We start from the raw sequence: 16,301 nt of genomic DNA, 5'->3' as shown, positions 1-16,301 counted from the left end.
CACAGGATTCCGTCGTGATTTCTACGACAATCGGGAATCGAGGATCGTGCCAGGACCGATCAGGCAGACTTCGCCGCGGCAACGACCTTCTGGGCCGCGTCGGTCAGGCCCTTCGCCGTGATGATCTTTCGTCCCGACTCTTCGAGCAATTTCATGCCTTGCTCGACATTTGTCCCCTCAAGTCGGACGACCAGCGGGAGCTTGAAGTCAATCTCGTCATAGGCGGCCAGAAGTGCGGCGGCGATCGTGTCGCACTTCATAATTCCACCGAAAATGTTCACCAGGACTGCCTTGACCTTGTCCGATGCCAGGAGGATCCGGAATGCTTCCAGGACCTGATCCTTGTTCGCCCCACCACCCACATCGAGGAAATTCGCCGGCTCACCACCATGATATTTGATGACATCCATGGTCGACATGGCCAGCCCGGCCCCATTCACCAGGCAGGCGATATCGCCGTCGAGTTGAACGTAGGAGAGGCCGTGCTCGGCGGCCCTCATCTCGTTCGCATCTTCCTCGGCGGGGTCGATCAAGGCGGCAATGTCGGGGTGCCGGTATAGCGCGTTGTCATCGAAATTCAGTTTGCAGTCGAGCGCGAGGACTTCGCCGGCATCGGTGACAATGAGCGGGTTGATTTCGGCAAGTGAGCAATCGGAATCTAGAAAAAATCGTACGAAATTCTTGAAGAACTTCTGACCATTCTTTGCTGCTGGTCCCTCAAGCTGAAGGGCCTTCACCAGCTTGCGGGCCTGGAAATCCGCCAGTCCCATTCCCACATCAATCGTTTCTCGGTGAATCTTTTCGGGAGTCTTTTGAGCGACATCCTCGATCTCAACCCCTCCCTCGGTCGAGGCCATCAAGACCGGAGCTTGCACCGCACGATCAACTGCCAGGCCAAGGTAAAGCTCTCGCGAGATGTCATGACCGACCGCAACGAGAACCTTGTTGATCTTCGCTCCTTCGATTCCGGTCTGATACGTGATGAGGGTCTTGTTCAGCAGGCTTTCGGCAGCCTTGCTCGCCTCTTCAGCGGATCGAACGAGCTGAACGCCTCGTGCCACACCTTCGGGGCGAGGCGTCTGACCGGATGCAATGGCCAAAGCCTCGGCTCGATCCGCGTCCGGACCGATAGCGATCCCCTTGCCTCGGCCACCGGCATGAACCTGGGCCTTGACCACGGCCAGCGCGCAGCCGAGTTCCCCAAACGCTCGGGCGGCTTCCTCGGGAGTCGTGACGACTTTCCCCTCTTGGACGGCGACTCCGGCGGCCTTCAAGAGGTCCTTGCCCTGGTATTCGTGAATCTTCATCGTCGGTCGCTATCCTTCGGAATTCGAGTCGGCCTCGGACTTCTGGAGTCGTTCGAACCTATGGTGTCCCATACAGGGATGTTCGAGGGAAAAACACTGACTGGTCGTGGAGCAGAGGACTCCTGATCGATTGAGATCGAGAGATTGCCTCGAATCAATCGACGAGGTTCCAGGTCTCAGCGGTTCACTTCGTGGAAGATGGAATCGCTGGATGGGGCCGAGAATCCCGGATCATCACCGTCGATCGCAACGAATCGCTCAGCTCAACGCAGGACAAACCGAAACGTCTCTCTTGAATCCTCGCATCGTGGCTGCGATTGGTTTTACCAAACGAGCGAGGCGCACTGCCAGTCCCCACTGCACGACCTCAACGTCGAGGTTTGCGGGGAATCAGGCGAAGATCGTGGCGAAATTCTTGCTCAACCTCCTTGGAGACTTGATCTAGGTCCAGATCAGTCCACCAATCCAAAGACGGGGGCGTGTCTTGAGTTGAGGCAGAGAGAGAGGCGATGGGCTCCTCAAATTCAAGGACCCAGGCATCCACTTCTTCCTCAGAAAGCGGGTCCAATTGTGCCCGATCTGCCTCGTTCGAACGCATCGTTGCCTTCACGTGCGCATGTCGATCCGACCGGAGCGTCTCAAGATCATCGAGAAAATCGTCGGAGGAGCGAGACGTCGCCCTGCGCCGCTCTGCGGCTCTGCGAATTCGGCGATCACTGGAGACGACCATGAGCGATCGAGGGGCCGAATCCTGAGCAATCAGACGTTCGATCCTGGTATCGGCGTCGTCATCGTCGATCGCATAGATGACCGTCATCCCCTTGCAGATCGACTCGGGGGCCTGATTGAGCGGTAGGCTTGACGCATCAAAGACGATCGTCGTCGTACTGGATTGGTCCACACCAAGCTTGAGCGCGAGTTCATTCAGGAATCGGAGCCGAGCCCTGCGCAATCCGTCCGGACCGAATCGACGGTTCATTCGTCCGGCAGCATGCATCAGGTTGTAGCCGTCAATCAGCAATCTCATCGGGATCACCCGGTCGACGATGCTGCAGTTCGGTGTTTAGGCTCCTTTACGAAAGTATAGTCAAGAACCGGCGTTGCGGCAAACGCGCCGTTCAATTTGGCCAGCGGTTCAGGACCGCCTCATCGAGGCTCGGAAACGTCTCGATCAGCGTTGGAAGCCCGACGATTTCGAGTGCAACGAGGACCGTCGGCGATGGCTGTGCAAGCCGGAGGTTCCCCCCATGACGTCTCAGCTTGAGCGAATAAGCCATCAAAACCCCGATGGCCCGTCCCGAGAGCGAGGCGACGGGAGCAAGGTTGATCACGACATTCACGATCGCGTTCGGCTGTCGAGTCAGCCAGTCCAGGCAATCGCGCAACGGCTCAATCGTGTCATCCAGATCGAACTGGCTGATTGTCGGGGAAAGGACAAGCACATCGTCAATCTGCTCAATTCGCATGCACGAGGGTGTTTGAACGTCGAGGTCAGACGACGAACCTTCGATCGTCTCTGAGTTCCCTCCCGACTCACCATTCCCAGTTTCCTCCCTGAAATTCCTTTCCATCACCCTGTGGGGCGATTGCTGGCCCCCCACCGGAGAGCCGATTGCGGAAGGCTCGAGACGATACGGACCGATCGAAAACGCGCCACCCATCATCATTGCAACCGAGGTCGATCGGAACCGATGTGCACCGATCACCGTTCCATTGCTCGAACCCAGATCATCAAGACACAATTGACCGTCTCGAAGACCAATCCAGGCATGAACTCGACTGACCGAGGGATGGCGGAGCCGAAGTTCACACGGAGCATCACGCCCGATCCGTAAGCCATTTTCGGGAATTCGAAGAGTTCCAAGCACATTCCCATCGCGTTGAACGGTCAGATAGATCTGGGATCGGACCGCGTGCAACTCATCAGCCTGGGAAGGTCGAGTTTCGATCACCTGACGAGACTCCGAGGGCGAATCCGATCGCTGACTCAAAACGTCGAACAGTTCGACCGGAACCGGACTGACAGCGACCGGCCAGTCACCGCTCAACGCGGAATGAAGATCCGGAGCAACTTCGAGCATCTCTTCGAGGCCACAAAGGTCGATGATTCGCAAAACCTCCGCACCAACATTGCAGAGCTTCATTCGACCTCCCGGTCGATTTGAGCAGAGGCGATCGAGGGTCGTGAGGATCTCAAGAAACTGGCTGGAGACTTGCTCGACTCGAGACAGGTTCAAGACAATTCGCAAACACCCGGCGGTCGTCAAGTCTCGGAGCTCACCGCGCAGTTCCGCCAACGGAACATCATGAGTCAGGCGTTGGTCGAGTAATTGAACGACCGTCACATCACCCCGATGCTCGATCCGAAGCCGTTTCCAGCCCTGATGCCGAAAGGTCCGTTGCGTTTCGAGAGATTCTGGATTGCGAACTCGGCGGAGGGCGGAATCAATCGGGAGCTGATCAGGACCGGAGCGCTTTCCCGATCGTCGAGAAACTCCCTCGATGCGAGAGGTGATCCAGTCCTCAACCAGACGGTCTGATTCCCGCTCTCCGAAACACTGAGCGCGGACCTCATGCGGTCCGCGATCGGCCCGATTGGCCGCCGAGGTGCGCGCGCATTCCATCATCAAGGCTCCCCAGGTGAGGAGAACAGTGGAGTCGAGGAGCCCGGCAGGGTGCTTGGACGAGCCGGGCCACCAATCGTTCGGTTCAAACCGCGTCGAACCTTACGATGATCTTCAGCGTGATCGGCGCATGGTCCGGCCCGACTTTTTTAAGGAAGCCATCTTCTAGCCCAGGGGAATCACGAAGTGGTCAGCTCACCAGAACGGAACCGGACCTCACCATTGACAATGACCGTGTGGGCCCGTCCGGTCACTTCCCAGCCGCCGAACGGGGTGTTTCGACTTTTTGATCGTGAACGACTGGGATCGATGACCCATCGGGCTGCGGGGTCAAGGAGTGTCACGTCTGCGTCGAATCCGGGGCGAAGACTTCCCTTGCGATGTTCTAGACCGAGCAGTTGGGCCGGGGCGATCGTAAGCATCCGGATCGCGGTCGGCCAGTCGAGATGCCCCGGTTCGATCAGGTACGAGATGGTCAATGGCACAAGCGTTTCGAGTCCGATGATCCCAAAGGGAGCCAGGTTCAGCTCGCGGGCCTTCTTCTCCGGGGCGTGAGGCGCGTGGTCGGTAGAGAGAACCTCGATCGTTCCGTCGGTCAGCCCTTCAATCACAGCCTCGACATCGGACTGCGTCCGCAAGGGCGGGTTCATCTTGAAGTGTGAATCAAAGGATGCGAGCCGATCGTCGGTCAGGGTGAAGTGATGGGGGCAAGCCTCGGCCGTCACGCGAACCCCGCGTCGCTTTCCTTCCCGAACACATTCGACCGCCCTTGCGGTCGAGATGTGCTGGATGTGCAGTCGGCCCCCCGTGACCTCGGCCAGGCGGATATCCCGAGCCACCATGATGTCCTCGGCCTCGGGAGGCATGCCGGGTATCCCGAGGCGCATCGACTGGAACCCCCCGTTCATCACACCGCCTTCGGTCAACTCCATGACCTGGCAGTGCTGCATGATGACCTTGTCGAACATGCTTGCATATTGCAATGCTCGCTTCATCAAGGCGGGGTTGGCAACCGGAGCGCCGTCGTCGGTGAAGGCAACGGCACCGGCCTCGACCAGGCGGCCCAACTCGGCCAGCTCGGACCCGCTTCGCCCTTTGCTGACGGCGCCGACGGGATAGACGTTGCACTTCTTTGCGCGTTTGGCCTGAAGGACGATGTACTCGACCCCCCCGGGGGTATCGAGAGGAGGGATCGTGTTCGGCATGCAGGCGACCGTAGTGACACCACCGGCCAGGGCCGCATCGGCTCCGGTGGCGATGGTCTCGTCCTCCTCATTGCCTGGCTCGCGAAGGTGAACGTGGCAATCGATCAGGCCGGGGCAGACGATCAACCCGGTTGCGTCGATGACCTCGTCCACCTGATCTGGGCCGTCGCGACCAACGGCCAGGACTTGCTTCTCGCGGAGCCAGAGGTCGAGCGTTGCATCAATGCCCTGGCTTGGGTCGATGAGGCGGCCGCCCTTGATGTGGATGGTGCTCACGGCAAGGAGTCCTTCACGGCAACACGGGCGACCTCGCATCCGACGAGCACGAGCGGGGTCTCCTCGACTTGTAGAGAATTCTGCACGTCGGGGTCGATGACGACGAGCCGTTCATCATCCCATTTTCTGTTGGTCGGCGGCGGGCCAATGGTCAATCGGGCTGATTCGCAAGGGCGGCTCGCCCACTGACGAGGTACAGGACCGCCATGCGAACCGCCAGCCCGTTGGTGACCTGATCAAGGATCGCTGAGTTGGGACCATCGGCCACCTCGGGAGTCAGTTCGACCCCTCGGTTGATCGGGCCGGGAGCGATGAGCAGGACATCGGGGCGAGACCGAAGGATTCGCTCCTGGGTGACACCGTAGAAGTAGAAATATTCCGATACGGAAGGAAAGAGGCCGCGCTGCTGGCGCTCGGCCTGAATGCGAAGCACATTGATCACGTCGAGCCGTGGCAAGACCTCATCGAGGTGATATGCAACCTCGCAGCCGAGTTGCTCGAAACCGCGGGGAACCAGGGTGGGAGGACCGCAGAGAATCACCTTTGCCCCGAGTTTCGTCAGGCCCCAGATGTTGGAACGGGCGACCCGGGAGTGGGCAATGTCGCCGACCAGGCCGACGGTTAAACCCTCGATCCGTCCTTTCTTGCGACGAATCGTCAGGAGGTCGAGTAAGCCCTGGGTGGGATGTTCATGGGCACCATCCCCGGCGTTGATGACTGACGAACGGACGTGCTTGGACAGCAGGTGAGGGGCCCCGGAGATCGAGTGGCGAACGATCATTACGTCGCTGCCCATCGCCTCGATGTTGCGGGCGGTGTCGATGAACGACTCCCCCTTCGAGAGGCTTGATGTGCTGGCCGAGAAGTCCTGGACATCGGCCGAAAGACGCTTGGCGGCCAGGCTGAAACTGGTCCGGGTGCGGGTCGAATTTTCAAAGAACAGGTTGAAGACGACCTTGCCTTGCAGCGCAGGAACCTTCTTGCGAGGACGGTCGGAGACCTCGGCAAAGGACTCCGCGGTGTCGAGAATCGCAATAATCTCCTCGGCGGAGAGGTCTTCGAGTCCGAGCAGGTGGCGTCGTGTCCAGGTCGCGGCCGAGGCCGGCACAGTGCTCACGGCGGTTCCTCCTTCGCCGAAAAGCCGATCAGTCAGGAAGGCGGGTCTTGCGCAGTCACGGGCCAACGCGGACGACCTCGTCGGCCGGGTCGATCGGGGTCAGGCGGACCTCAATCCGATCGCCGGTGGAAACTTCGAGCAACTTTCCCGAGTAATCCGCCTGGATCGGGAGTTCACGGCCGCCTCGGTCGATCAGGACCGCTAGCCGAACGCGGGCCGGTCGTCCCAGGTCGCACACGGCGTTCAAGGCGGCGCGGACTGTGCGGCCGGTGTGGAGCACGTCGTCGACCAGAACGACTTCGGCGTCGTCGACCTCGAAGGGAATGTCGGTCCCTTTAAGCACCGGCCAGTGGCCCTGACGGCCCAGGTCGTCGCGGTAGAGGGTGATGTCGACTGCGCCGACCGGTGGGACGGCTCCGCCGATCAGCTCGGCCAGACGATCGGCGATGGGCACGCCTCGCGTCCGGATGCCGATGAGGCAGAGGGGAGTCTGCGGCATCCGTCCCTCGGTAATCTGCCGGGCAAGGTCCTGGAGCAACTCGTCCATGACGTCCGGCCCACAGAGGCGTGATTCGGCTCGCGACATCATCCGATGGACCTCGGTTCTCGATCAGCGCACGACCAGTTCGACGCGGCGATCGTACCAGCCGAAGGCGCGTCCGACAAGCAAGCGATGCCTGTCCCAGCCGTTGGAGAAGGGATCGAGAAGGAGGGGAAAGGCCAACGCCGGGGGGGTCGGTAGGGGTCGTGCAACCCAGCGTTGGCCCAGGGGGATGTGACTGAGAGAAGGATACGAGATTCCAAGGCGTCAGTCCTTCAGGAAACGTCAAAGCTTCGATGAAGTTTTCATGAGACGCGTCGCTCCTCACTTCGCAGTTCTGGTTGATGGGTCCAAGGGGAGTCTACTTCCTGGACCTCAAGGTGGAGAACAGGTTGAGTACCGCCTGGGTGATCCTCGAGGCGGCGTCGACCTCAAGGTAGCTGGATCGGGCTCGCCAGGTTTCGTAGCCGCCCAGCTCGTGATGGGCTTCGGTGGGCAGGTAGCCGTTGTAGCCGTTGGCCAGGGAGATGGTGAAAATTGAGGGGAACGGGCTTTCCTGCTTGAGTTGCAGGCCGATTTCGACGAAGACTTCGCAGGGAATGGCCGCGATCGAGAGGTCGCCGATCCGAAGCGCCTGGAGGGTAACGGGCACGGTCGAGGGGTATTCGCTCAGGAGGATCGATTCGCGGGCATAAATCTGTTCGAGCGTGGTCATGATCGGCCCTTCGGCGGCCTCGACAATCGCTCGGGCTCGCTCCAGGTCCTCGGAACTCGGCAAGCGGACACCAAGCTGAAGCTCAGTGGTCTGGGCGTCGAGGGTCAGGTCGGATCGGTAGTCGAGCGATTGGGCCACCCTCGCCGCCTCGGTCGCCAGCTCGTCGGCCACGAGCCGCATCTGTTCGTAAGGCGGGCGAGCGGCCCGGGGCTCTCGGAAGTTGATGTTGTTAATGTCGCCGCTGGTGCCGTTGGACATGATCCCCACGAAGGGAGGGTCGAGCCGGTCGGCGTCGAGCAACTCGGCAACCCGGTTCGCGAACATGCCGAAGTAGTCGGCCGACACCTCGCCACCGCGGGTCCCGCCGACATAGTGGAGGGAGTAGTTCGCCAGGAGGGCGATCGGGCGGCCGTCTCGGGATCGCGCGGAGAGGACCCAGACCTCCGGATCAATCGGCCCGGCCGGCTTGACGAGATCGGGACTGCCGGCCCCCGGATTCATCCGAACCTTGTCGGTCCCGCCAAACGGGTTGGTGAGGGTGACTTCGGGCTTCAGGTGCCAGCGACGGTTGTGGACCTGGCGATCGTTCGATCCGGCTCCCCAGGCAACCTCGGCCGGTTCGAGGTTGTTGACCGCGCGTCGGACACCGTCGCTGATGCGTCGGGCGAGGAACTCGGGATAGCCCGGAACGGTGTCGCTCTGGAAGACCGGGGCACAGGTCGGGGCCGAGTGCGTATGGGTCGCCGAGATCAGGACGTGATCGGCCGGGATGCCGGTGGCGGCTTCGATCTGCTGCTTGGCGTCGAGGACCACTTCTCTCGGAATCATACAGAGATCGACCACGACGATGGCCAGGCGGTTGGTTCCGTCGTCGAGGACGAGGCAACGGGCGTGCGTCTCGTCGTGAACGTTCGAGGCGAGCTGGTCCCTCATGTTGCCGTTGAGAGACGACCCCAGGGCGGGGGTGGTGTTGCTCGTCGCCGCCCCGGCGCGAAGGCCGGCAGGCTCGGCATCCTGGGCATTGATCGTCGAGGAGCCGACCAGCATCGAGGCCAGCGCAAGGCATGCAGCGAGGAGCCTTCGGGAAACCAACCGATCGGGGGGAATTCTCGTCATGGCATCGAATCCTGTCGACGTGGACAATCGAGGGTCGCGGGTGGTCCCGGACCACGAAGGCCAGTCTCCCGATGCCGGTCAAACGATGCAAGGCCCCGAACGCGGGATGCTGCGTTGAATCACGGGGGCCTGACGGGACCGCCGCATGGGGGACGGCGGCCGTCATCACCAAAGCCCCAGAAGAAAAGGGCCGACTGGCCTGGCTCTGGAGCGGAGGGGGGTTCGACGGGAAGGAGTTGGGCGCATCCCACCGAGCGGACGGAAGGCCGGACAGACGCGGAAACCGCCCGGCCCTGTGGAAGCGAAGTTACCAGCTGGCCTTCTTCATGCCGGGGATCTTGCCTTCGTGGGCGAGCTGGCGGAGCATGATGCGGGAGATACCGAACTTGCGGTAATTGCCGCGGGATCGGCCGGTCAGGGCGCACATCTTGCGGTGGCGGACCTTGCTCGAATTGCGGGGCAGGCGGGCCAGGGCGGCGTAGTCGCCGGCTTCCTTGAGCTGCTTGCGCCGTTCGGCGTACTTGGCGATCAGCTCCTCGATCTTCTTCATCTTCTCGACGCTTGACTTCGAGGCCATCTCGGCCCTCCAACTCAGGACTCAGCGATACCCGGACCGGACCCGGAATTCCTCCCTCACGTTGGTCCGTGCAGGGGACCATCGACCGCGAGGCTTCGAATCAGACGATCATACCCGCCCGCAACGCCTTCCGGGAAGATGGTTCTTCTGCTTCCGTTCGATTTCGAATTGCCAAGGAGCGAGGGACGTGGGGCTCGTGGTGGATCGGAGCGACGTCAAGGGCGGTTCACGTTGGGGCGGCCGTCGTCTCAAGGATGCTCGCAAGGTCCAATCCGAAGGGAGAAGGGGAATCCGCGGAGGGGACGTTGGACGCGGCTCCTCAGATCCGAGGGGCTTCGGAGGTGGCTGGGATGAGTGGATTGGTCGGTCAGCGTGAATTCGGCGTATCTCGGGGGGTTCGGGGGGTGGATTGCGGAGGGACGATCGCAGCGGACGGGGGGTTCGGATCGGTCCGCTCGGTTTCGGTGCGCTCCTCGGTGCGCGGTTCGGTGCGCTGAGAGACGGGGGAGGAAGGGTCGGAAGTGGTATTGCGGATCGCCTGATCTGATTGGGGGTTATGACAATCGGCCCCCTCGGAATCGGGCCGCTGCGGAGGTTCGTTTCGAGAATCGAGGGGGGTCGGTGCGGGACGGGCAGGGGGCGGAGGAGGAACGAAGGCGGGTGCCTCGGTACGTCGGGAGGAGGAGGCGTTCATGAGCTTCGTCTCGCGGGCGAACGTTTTCGAGCGTTCGGAGCGGAGGCGGGTCAAGGCGTTGAGGGATTTGTGGAAGTCGCGGAAGGCGTCGCGGCGGTAGCGGTGGCGGAGCTGACCCTCCTTGGAGGTGTCGACGAGGGCGGCGGCCTCGACGGCCTGGGCCTGGGGGGCGTCGACCTCGTCCCAGACGATCGGCCGGAGGGTTTCGAGCCGGGCGATTTGGTCGTTGACGAAGGCGAGGAGGCGATCGGCGGCGGCACGGTCGCCGATAGACTCGCCGGCGTGGTGGAAGGTCTTCGGGAAGCCGACGGCGGCGTTCTCCCAGACGAAGGCAGGTTCGCCTCGCGGGTCGGTCGGACGGGTCGGCGCGTGACCGAGCAGGTTCATGGCGGTGATCAGGTCGGAGCCGATCCAGCCTCTCCCCGAGACGATCGCCGATCGCAACTGCGTCCAGTGCCGGAGCATCCAGTCGATGCCGAAGGCGCTCTCGTGCATCTCGGCGATGACAGCTTCGGGGTTGTGCTTCAGGTCCTGGGCCTTGCGACGGATGGCATGACGGCGCTGCTCCTGCCAGTCCTTGATCGCCTGATGGATGCCCGGCCTGAGGCGTGCCTCCTCGGCATCGACGCACCGCAAATAGCGCACATATTCGATTGCCGCCGACGCGATCAACGCCTGTTCCGGCGGCGTTTCCGGGAACGCCTTGGTCGTCCACTGCGCAACGATGACCTCCATGCGCTCCCGTTCCTGATTGCAGAGCAGGCGTTTCGCGGTCAGGCCGTGGGTGATTGCGTTGGCGCCGGGTGATTGCTGGATTGTCTCGGAGTTCGGGCCGATCGGGTGCGAAGGGTTCGGGGTCATGGTGCCGCCTCGATTCGATGGGGTGCGATGGAGTCACAAGGTGCGTCTGATTCCTGGCTGATCCTCGCTTGCCTTGCCGAAGGTCGGTCGGCGCGGACGGGGATCGGCCTCACACTTGAGATCATCGAGAAAATCGAGGGTCGTAGTCACTTTTTCCGGGTTGTGAGGCGGGGATCGAGCAGTTTGGGCATGGTTGCTTCACGCCTTTCGTCAATATTTTTCTCGATTTTCGCTTGTCCCGTCTCAACCAACCCCCATATGGTTAGATGGACGATCTGGTGTTGAAGCGAAGATATTCGCCCAAGCATTTCAACCCGGGTATCACAAAAGGAGCTTCACATGCAAAGGTTGTACTGGCCTGTGGCAACCTGCACCTGCCTGATCGCCTCGCTTTGCTCGTCTGCAACCCATGCACAAGAGGAACACGCGGAGCTGACAGAATACAAGAAACTCGCGAAGGAGATTGTTGCAAAGGGCGAGAAGGGCGATACCAGCCAACCGGTCAAGCTTCAGGTCACCTACCGTCGTCTCGATATTCATGGAAAACCGGACACATTTTTTGCTGGCAATAATGGCGATTACTATTGGCAATTCGACATCAACGGACAGCAAGTGGTCCACAGACCGAGAAACCAAGACCTGAGCATCGACCCAGGGCGGAATATTGATCTCGATGCTTCCAAGATGATCAACGTTGGGAAAGGTGCAGTCATCCGTCTCTCTGGCTGGGTTATGGATCGGGACGGTGCCACGAACGGAGCCGACGAGTGGTGTGGAGATTTCGACATCCATATCAACGAGTCTTCTATCCCGCTTGATGGGAGCGCCTATGATACGAGTAAGAAATTCCAAGGTGTCAAGACTTCTGGACAGACAATTCATATCAGCATCAAACGTCTGTAATGCAGCGCGTATGTGAGTAGCCAGATCACCTTCCGAGTTAAGTTTGTCCGCGGGTGGCCCGGACAACTTCCGAGTTGTCCGGTTCGCGAAGCGATGAGAGGCGTTCAGGAGAAGCCGGGCATCGATGACAGCGACGGCGGGGCGGCACTGGCGGATGAAAGGTGCTAATATCTGGGTGCCACTGGCTCTGCCAGTGCCCCGGTCCGGCCCAGCACTGGCAGAGCCAGTGGCACCCAGCGTTCGATTGAGACATGAGCACGCGCACACAATAACACAAACGTGGGGCCGATGCTTGATCGCCTTACATGCGATCGACAACGTCGATGCCGAGGACGTTGAGGCCGAAGGCGAGGGTGCGGCCGGTGAGATCGCAGAGGGCGAGGCGGCTGGAGCGGCGCTCGGGGGACTCGGCCTTGAGGACGGGGCATTGCTCGAAGAAGGAGCTGAAGTCGTTGGCGAGGCCGAAAAGGTAGTCGGTCAGGATGTTCGGCTTCAGCTCCGAGGCGGCGGTGTCGAGGGTCTCGGGGAGGCGGACGAGGGTGAGGGCGAGGGAACGCTCGGCGGGGTGGGTGAGGAGGATGGGGGGGCGGGCGGCGCGGATCGCCTCGGGGGTGGTTTCCCCTTTGCGGAAGATGGAGCGGGTGCGGGCGTAGGCGTACTGGAGATAGGTGGCGGTGTTTCCGGTCATGGCGACCATCTTGTCGAGGTCGAAGACGTAGTCGCTCAGACGGTTTTGCGACAGGTCGGCATATTTGACGGCGCCGATGCCGACGACCTCGGCGACGCGGGAGCGTTCGTCGTCGGAGAGGTCGGGGCTGTTGGTGTTGACGACCTCAAGTGCCTTGGCGACGGCCTCGTCGAGCAGGGATTCGAGGCCGACGACGTCGCCGGATCGGGTCTTGAAGGGGCGGCGATCGGCGCCGAGGATGGTGCCGAAGGCGACGTGGTCGAAGCGGACGTCGGCGAATCCCCAGCGTTTGGCCACGTCGAAGACCTGCTTGAAGTGGTCTCCCTGGCGGCTATCAACGACGTAGAGCAGGCGATCGGCGTGGAACTCGTCCTCGCAGTACTTCACCTTGGCCAGGTCGCTGGTGGCGTAGGTGAAGGCGCCGTCACGTTTTTGAACGATCATCGGGGCTTTGGTCGCCTGAGTGAAGACGACGGTGGCCCCTTCGCTGGGTTCGGCGAGCCCCTTGGCCTTCAGGTCGTCGACCACGGCGGGGAGCATGGCGTCGTAGAAGCTCTCGCCGAGCTGGACGTCGAAGCGGACGCCGAGGCGTTCATAGATGCCTTCGAGGGCGCCGAGGCAGTGGGGCATGAACTGCTCCCAGAGCTGGCGGTTCTCGGGGTCGCCGGCATGGAGCTTCGCGGTTTCGTCGCGGGCCTGCTCGACGACGGATTTTCCTTCGGCCACGGCGGATTCGATTTCGGAGCGGGACAGGCCGGAATCGCCGAGGAGCTTGGCAAAGAGGGCGTCGGCCTCCTCGGCCTTGCCTTCAACTTCGAGGGAGCGGACCTTGTCGAGCTTCGGGCCATAGTCGTCGGCGAGCTTCATCTTCGAGGCGGCCAGGCGATAGAGGCGGGCGAGTTCGCCGACGGGGTCGCGGCCGTAGGCGTCGGGGTCGCGGTGATACTTCCATCCCCAGAGGATCTGGCCGAACTGGAGGCCCCAGTCGCCGAGGTGGTTATCGCGGATGACCTTGTGACCAAGGCAGGAAAGGAGACGGGCCAGGCTCTCGCCGATGACGGTGGAACGGATGTGGCCGACGTGCATCGGCTTGGCGACGTTCGGCGAGGAGTAGTCGATGATGATCGTCTCGGGAGCCTCGACAGGCTCGACACCGAGTCGATCATCGTTCAGGAGGGTTTCAAGCACCTCCGTCAGCCATTCTGAGCGCAGGCGGACGTTGAGGAAGCCGGGGCCGGCGATCTCGGGAGGGTCGGCTATCGGATCGAGCGTGACACGATCGGCGACCTGGGCGGCGAGTTCGCGGGGGTTTTGCTTCGCGCGCTTCGCCGCTGCCATGCAGCCGTTGGCCTGGTAGTCGCCGAACTTGGGGTCGGTGCTCGGGCGAACGGCCTGGGCGAATTCGTCGGGGGAGACTCCCTCGGGAGCAGCGTCGGCAAACGCTCGGCGGAGGCGCATCAACACGTTCATGGGTGGCAGCGGCGTCTTGGGGGAGGCGAGGGATCTCTGGAAATCAAGCGGAGGGCTGGTCAGGTGCAGTCGGAAACGAGGAGGAGTCCTCATTCCATTCGATGCGGGGGGCATCGCCCCAGATGTCCTCGATGGAGTAGAACTCTCGGGCGTCTTCCGAGAAGACATGAACGACGAAATCGCCGTAGTCAATCAGGGTCCAGCGACCTTCCTCGGACCCTTCGATCCCGAGTTTGAACTCCTTGCGTTGCTTCATCTCGTGATCGATCTCGGAGATGATGGCGTTAAGCTGCCGGCGGGATGGGGCGGTGATGACGACGAAGTAATCAAACAACGGCGTCGATTGCCGCAGGTCAAGCAGCACGACATCCTTAGCGCGGTTTTCCTGCGCGATCCGGGCGCAGACCTTGGCCAGCGCGAGGGCTGATTCCTGTCGCTCGGGACTCGATCGCGACACCGAGGCGGGGTCGATGTCGTCCTGGACGTCGTGGTATCGAGCTCGGCGCGGGAGGACCGGGAATTCCTCTCGGAGCGATTCCTCGTCGGGCGAGCCTTCGGGTTTGGGAGCGTTGGTGTCGGGCATGGGAGCTCGCGAATGGGCTCGGATCATCCGAGCGAGGGAGAAGACTGAACGGAGAGTCAGGAAGCAGATCTCAATTGACCCGAAACGACCGTTTCCGGTTCGTGCGATTGGTTGATTCTACCAGTCCTCGCATTCCTCGACCACGGCCGCAAGAACCCGTCAGGCTGTTCGGATCGGAAAAACTTTGGCGGTTTTGTGACTAAGAGTCGGTTGAATCTCGATAGTGATGGTAAGGGCCGAAGGACGAAGGTCTTGTCCTTATCGCAGAAGCCCGGTCTTTTCTGGTCTTGAACCCTTGTCATCGACGACCCTCCTTGGGCACGGCGTTCTCGTTGTGCAGTGGACGATTGGGTCGCTCTCGATTGAACACCCTCATGTGACTCGCACCGTGGAGTGAATCGAAATGGCGCTGAATCCCCTTCGAAAAACGCTTGGTCCTCTTGGTGTCCGAAGCGTTGAAACCAGCTCGGCGTTTTCAATCGAAGCCGAGGCGGAGCTTGCCCGATTCCGAGCACGCCGCGACGAGCTGCAACGCAACGTCCGGCGAGGCGAATTAACCCCCAAGGTGGCCCGACGACTCGCTGCGGAGACCGCCGCTGAAATTCGCCAGTCGCTTTCGCAACAATCAGTCGGCTTCAGCGCGGTCCCGAGGTCGTTTCTCGATCGACTGGCAGAGGTTGCCTCAACGCGAGAGCGATCCCGGGATTCCGCCTCACTCGAATCACTGCAACGGGAGACGAACCGACTGCTACGCGACTCGCTAATCGAGCAGCAACTGCGCAACCGGGAGGAGGAGTTCAAGGGACAGGCGTACCTTCGTCCGGTGGCAGGAGGCGTTCCGGCCCCTTCGCTGGACAGCCTGCTCCGATTTCACGAAATCGCCACGCTCGCTCGGGACGAAGCAGCCCGGGAATGGGCCAGGCGACAGCTCGAAGCCTATCGCCCCATGGCCCCCGATCCGGATGATCAGCGCCAGATTGATCTGGTCTGCGATCGGCCCGATCGGGTCAATCCTCGACTCGTCGGTCGGTATCTTGAGCAGCTCGACGGGGGATCGACCGATGACCTGGAAGCGTTCGCCGAGCATGCGCTCGCTGCTCACGATGCGAACGCCTGTGTCGCCGCCTTCATGCTCGCCAGGAATGCTCCTGAGGGCGCTTCGCTCGGCTGGGTCCGACGGGTGCTCAATGGGCTCGATCGCTTTCCCGATGCCGCGCTCGTGACCCTTCGAGCCTGGGAAGCGGAAGCCCGAGCCGAGGAATCGGAGGTCGCTCGGGCCGAGGCCGATCGCATCGCCATGATCATCGAGGCAGAAGCAGCGATGCCGGCACTTCAGGCTCCGTCCGATGCCGATCTGGAGCGAGCCTCCCGCGTCGAGGGAATGCCACTGGCCGGTCCTGACGAACCGATCGGCCTGGTCATGGGTCGCCGAGGGTTCACGCCCGAGGAATTCTCGGTCCTCGGCGCGAAGGCAACGGAGGAGCATGACGCCTCGATGGATCTTGGCTCGAACCCTTGAGCATCCGCTCGCATCGCACTTCCCGCGACATAGTCAAGTGTTCACATACAAGAATTTGAAGACCATTCTGATAAATTCTCGAACCTCTCGCCAACGCGCCCTTAC

At 61.6% G+C, this 16,301-nt stretch carries 13 protein-coding genes; 2 read left to right on the top strand and 11 right to left on the bottom strand.

The features are described 5' to 3' along the window. Positions 1 to 59: 59 nt before the first annotated feature. The 9 genes from sucC to HG800_RS02585 form a co-directional block, all read right to left on the bottom strand. Complete coding sequence (gene sucC, locus HG800_RS02625; RefSeq protein WP_169973361.1) at positions 60 to 1,307, bottom strand: ADP-forming succinate--CoA ligase subunit beta; 1,248 nt, start codon at positions 1,305 to 1,307, stop codon at positions 60 to 62. Between the two features lie 367 nt (positions 1,308 to 1,674). Next, the gene (locus HG800_RS02620; RefSeq protein WP_169973358.1) at positions 1,675 to 2,334 is read right to left on the bottom strand and encodes an NYN domain-containing protein; all 660 of its coding nucleotides are present in this window, start codon (positions 2,332 to 2,334) and stop codon (positions 1,675 to 1,677) included. 91 nt (positions 2,335 to 2,425) lie between these two features. Beyond that, the gene (locus HG800_RS02615) at positions 2,426 to 3,934 is read right to left on the bottom strand and encodes an STAS domain-containing protein (protein WP_169973356.1); all 1,509 of its coding nucleotides are present in this window, start codon (positions 3,932 to 3,934) and stop codon (positions 2,426 to 2,428) included. A gap of 176 nt (positions 3,935 to 4,110) precedes the next feature. Further along, positions 4,111 to 5,412, bottom strand: a complete 1,302-nt coding sequence (locus HG800_RS02610) for a dihydroorotase (protein ID WP_169973354.1) — start codon at positions 5,410 to 5,412, stop codon at positions 4,111 to 4,113. Positions 5,413 to 5,563: 151 nt separating this feature from the next. Next, a complete protein-coding gene (locus HG800_RS02605) occupies positions 5,564 to 6,529 on the bottom strand; it encodes an aspartate carbamoyltransferase catalytic subunit (RefSeq protein WP_169973352.1) in 966 nt (321 codons plus the stop codon). Positions 6,530 to 6,584: 55 nt separating this feature from the next. Next, the gene (gene pyrR / locus HG800_RS02600; RefSeq protein WP_169973509.1) at positions 6,585 to 7,115 is read right to left on the bottom strand and encodes a bifunctional pyr operon transcriptional regulator/uracil phosphoribosyltransferase PyrR; all 531 of its coding nucleotides are present in this window, start codon (positions 7,113 to 7,115) and stop codon (positions 6,585 to 6,587) included. A gap of 316 nt (positions 7,116 to 7,431) precedes the next feature. Beyond that, positions 7,432 to 8,901 carry a neutral/alkaline non-lysosomal ceramidase N-terminal domain-containing protein gene (locus tag HG800_RS02595; protein ID WP_169973350.1) on the bottom strand — a complete coding sequence of 490 codons (1,470 nt, stop codon included), beginning with the start codon at positions 8,899 to 8,901 and terminating at the stop codon, positions 7,432 to 7,434. 307 nt (positions 8,902 to 9,208) lie between these two features. Then, a complete protein-coding gene (gene rpsN, locus HG800_RS02590; protein WP_152050692.1) occupies positions 9,209 to 9,478 on the bottom strand; it encodes a 30S ribosomal protein S14 in 270 nt (89 codons plus the stop codon). 367 nt (positions 9,479 to 9,845) lie between these two features. After that, positions 9,846 to 11,033: a hypothetical protein gene (locus HG800_RS02585; protein ID WP_169973348.1), complete on the bottom strand. Its 1,188-nt coding sequence runs from the start codon at positions 11,031 to 11,033 to the stop codon at positions 9,846 to 9,848. A gap of 339 nt (positions 11,034 to 11,372) precedes the next feature. Between HG800_RS02585 and HG800_RS02580 the strand changes: the two genes are divergently transcribed. Next, positions 11,373 to 11,936 (top strand): hypothetical protein, encoded by a 564-nt coding sequence (locus HG800_RS02580; protein ID WP_169973346.1) that lies wholly within the window; start codon positions 11,373 to 11,375, stop codon positions 11,934 to 11,936. Between the two features lie 301 nt (positions 11,937 to 12,237). Here the strand turns inward: HG800_RS02580 and argS are convergent, their stop codons facing one another. Both argS and rsfS read right to left on the bottom strand, forming a co-directional pair. Next, positions 12,238 to 14,082: an arginine--tRNA ligase gene (argS, locus tag HG800_RS02575; RefSeq protein ID WP_206352091.1), complete on the bottom strand. Its 1,845-nt coding sequence runs from the start codon at positions 14,080 to 14,082 to the stop codon at positions 12,238 to 12,240. 55 nt (positions 14,083 to 14,137) lie between these two features. Continuing rightward, entirely contained in the window at positions 14,138 to 14,677 is a 540-nt protein-coding gene (gene rsfS, locus HG800_RS02570; RefSeq protein ID WP_169973344.1) for a ribosome silencing factor, read from the bottom strand. A gap of 403 nt (positions 14,678 to 15,080) precedes the next feature. Between rsfS and HG800_RS02565 the strand changes: the two genes are divergently transcribed. Continuing rightward, positions 15,081 to 16,196: a hypothetical protein gene (locus HG800_RS02565; RefSeq protein ID WP_169973336.1), complete on the top strand. Its 1,116-nt coding sequence runs from the start codon at positions 15,081 to 15,083 to the stop codon at positions 16,194 to 16,196. The last annotated feature ends 105 nt before the right edge of the window (positions 16,197 to 16,301 follow it).

The sequence above is a fragment of the Tautonia rosea genome (assembly GCF_012958305.1).
In the GTDB taxonomy this organism is placed as follows: Bacteria; Planctomycetota; Planctomycetia; order Isosphaerales; family Isosphaeraceae; genus Tautonia; species Tautonia rosea.
This window is presented reverse-complemented; position numbering and strand designations above follow the sequence as displayed.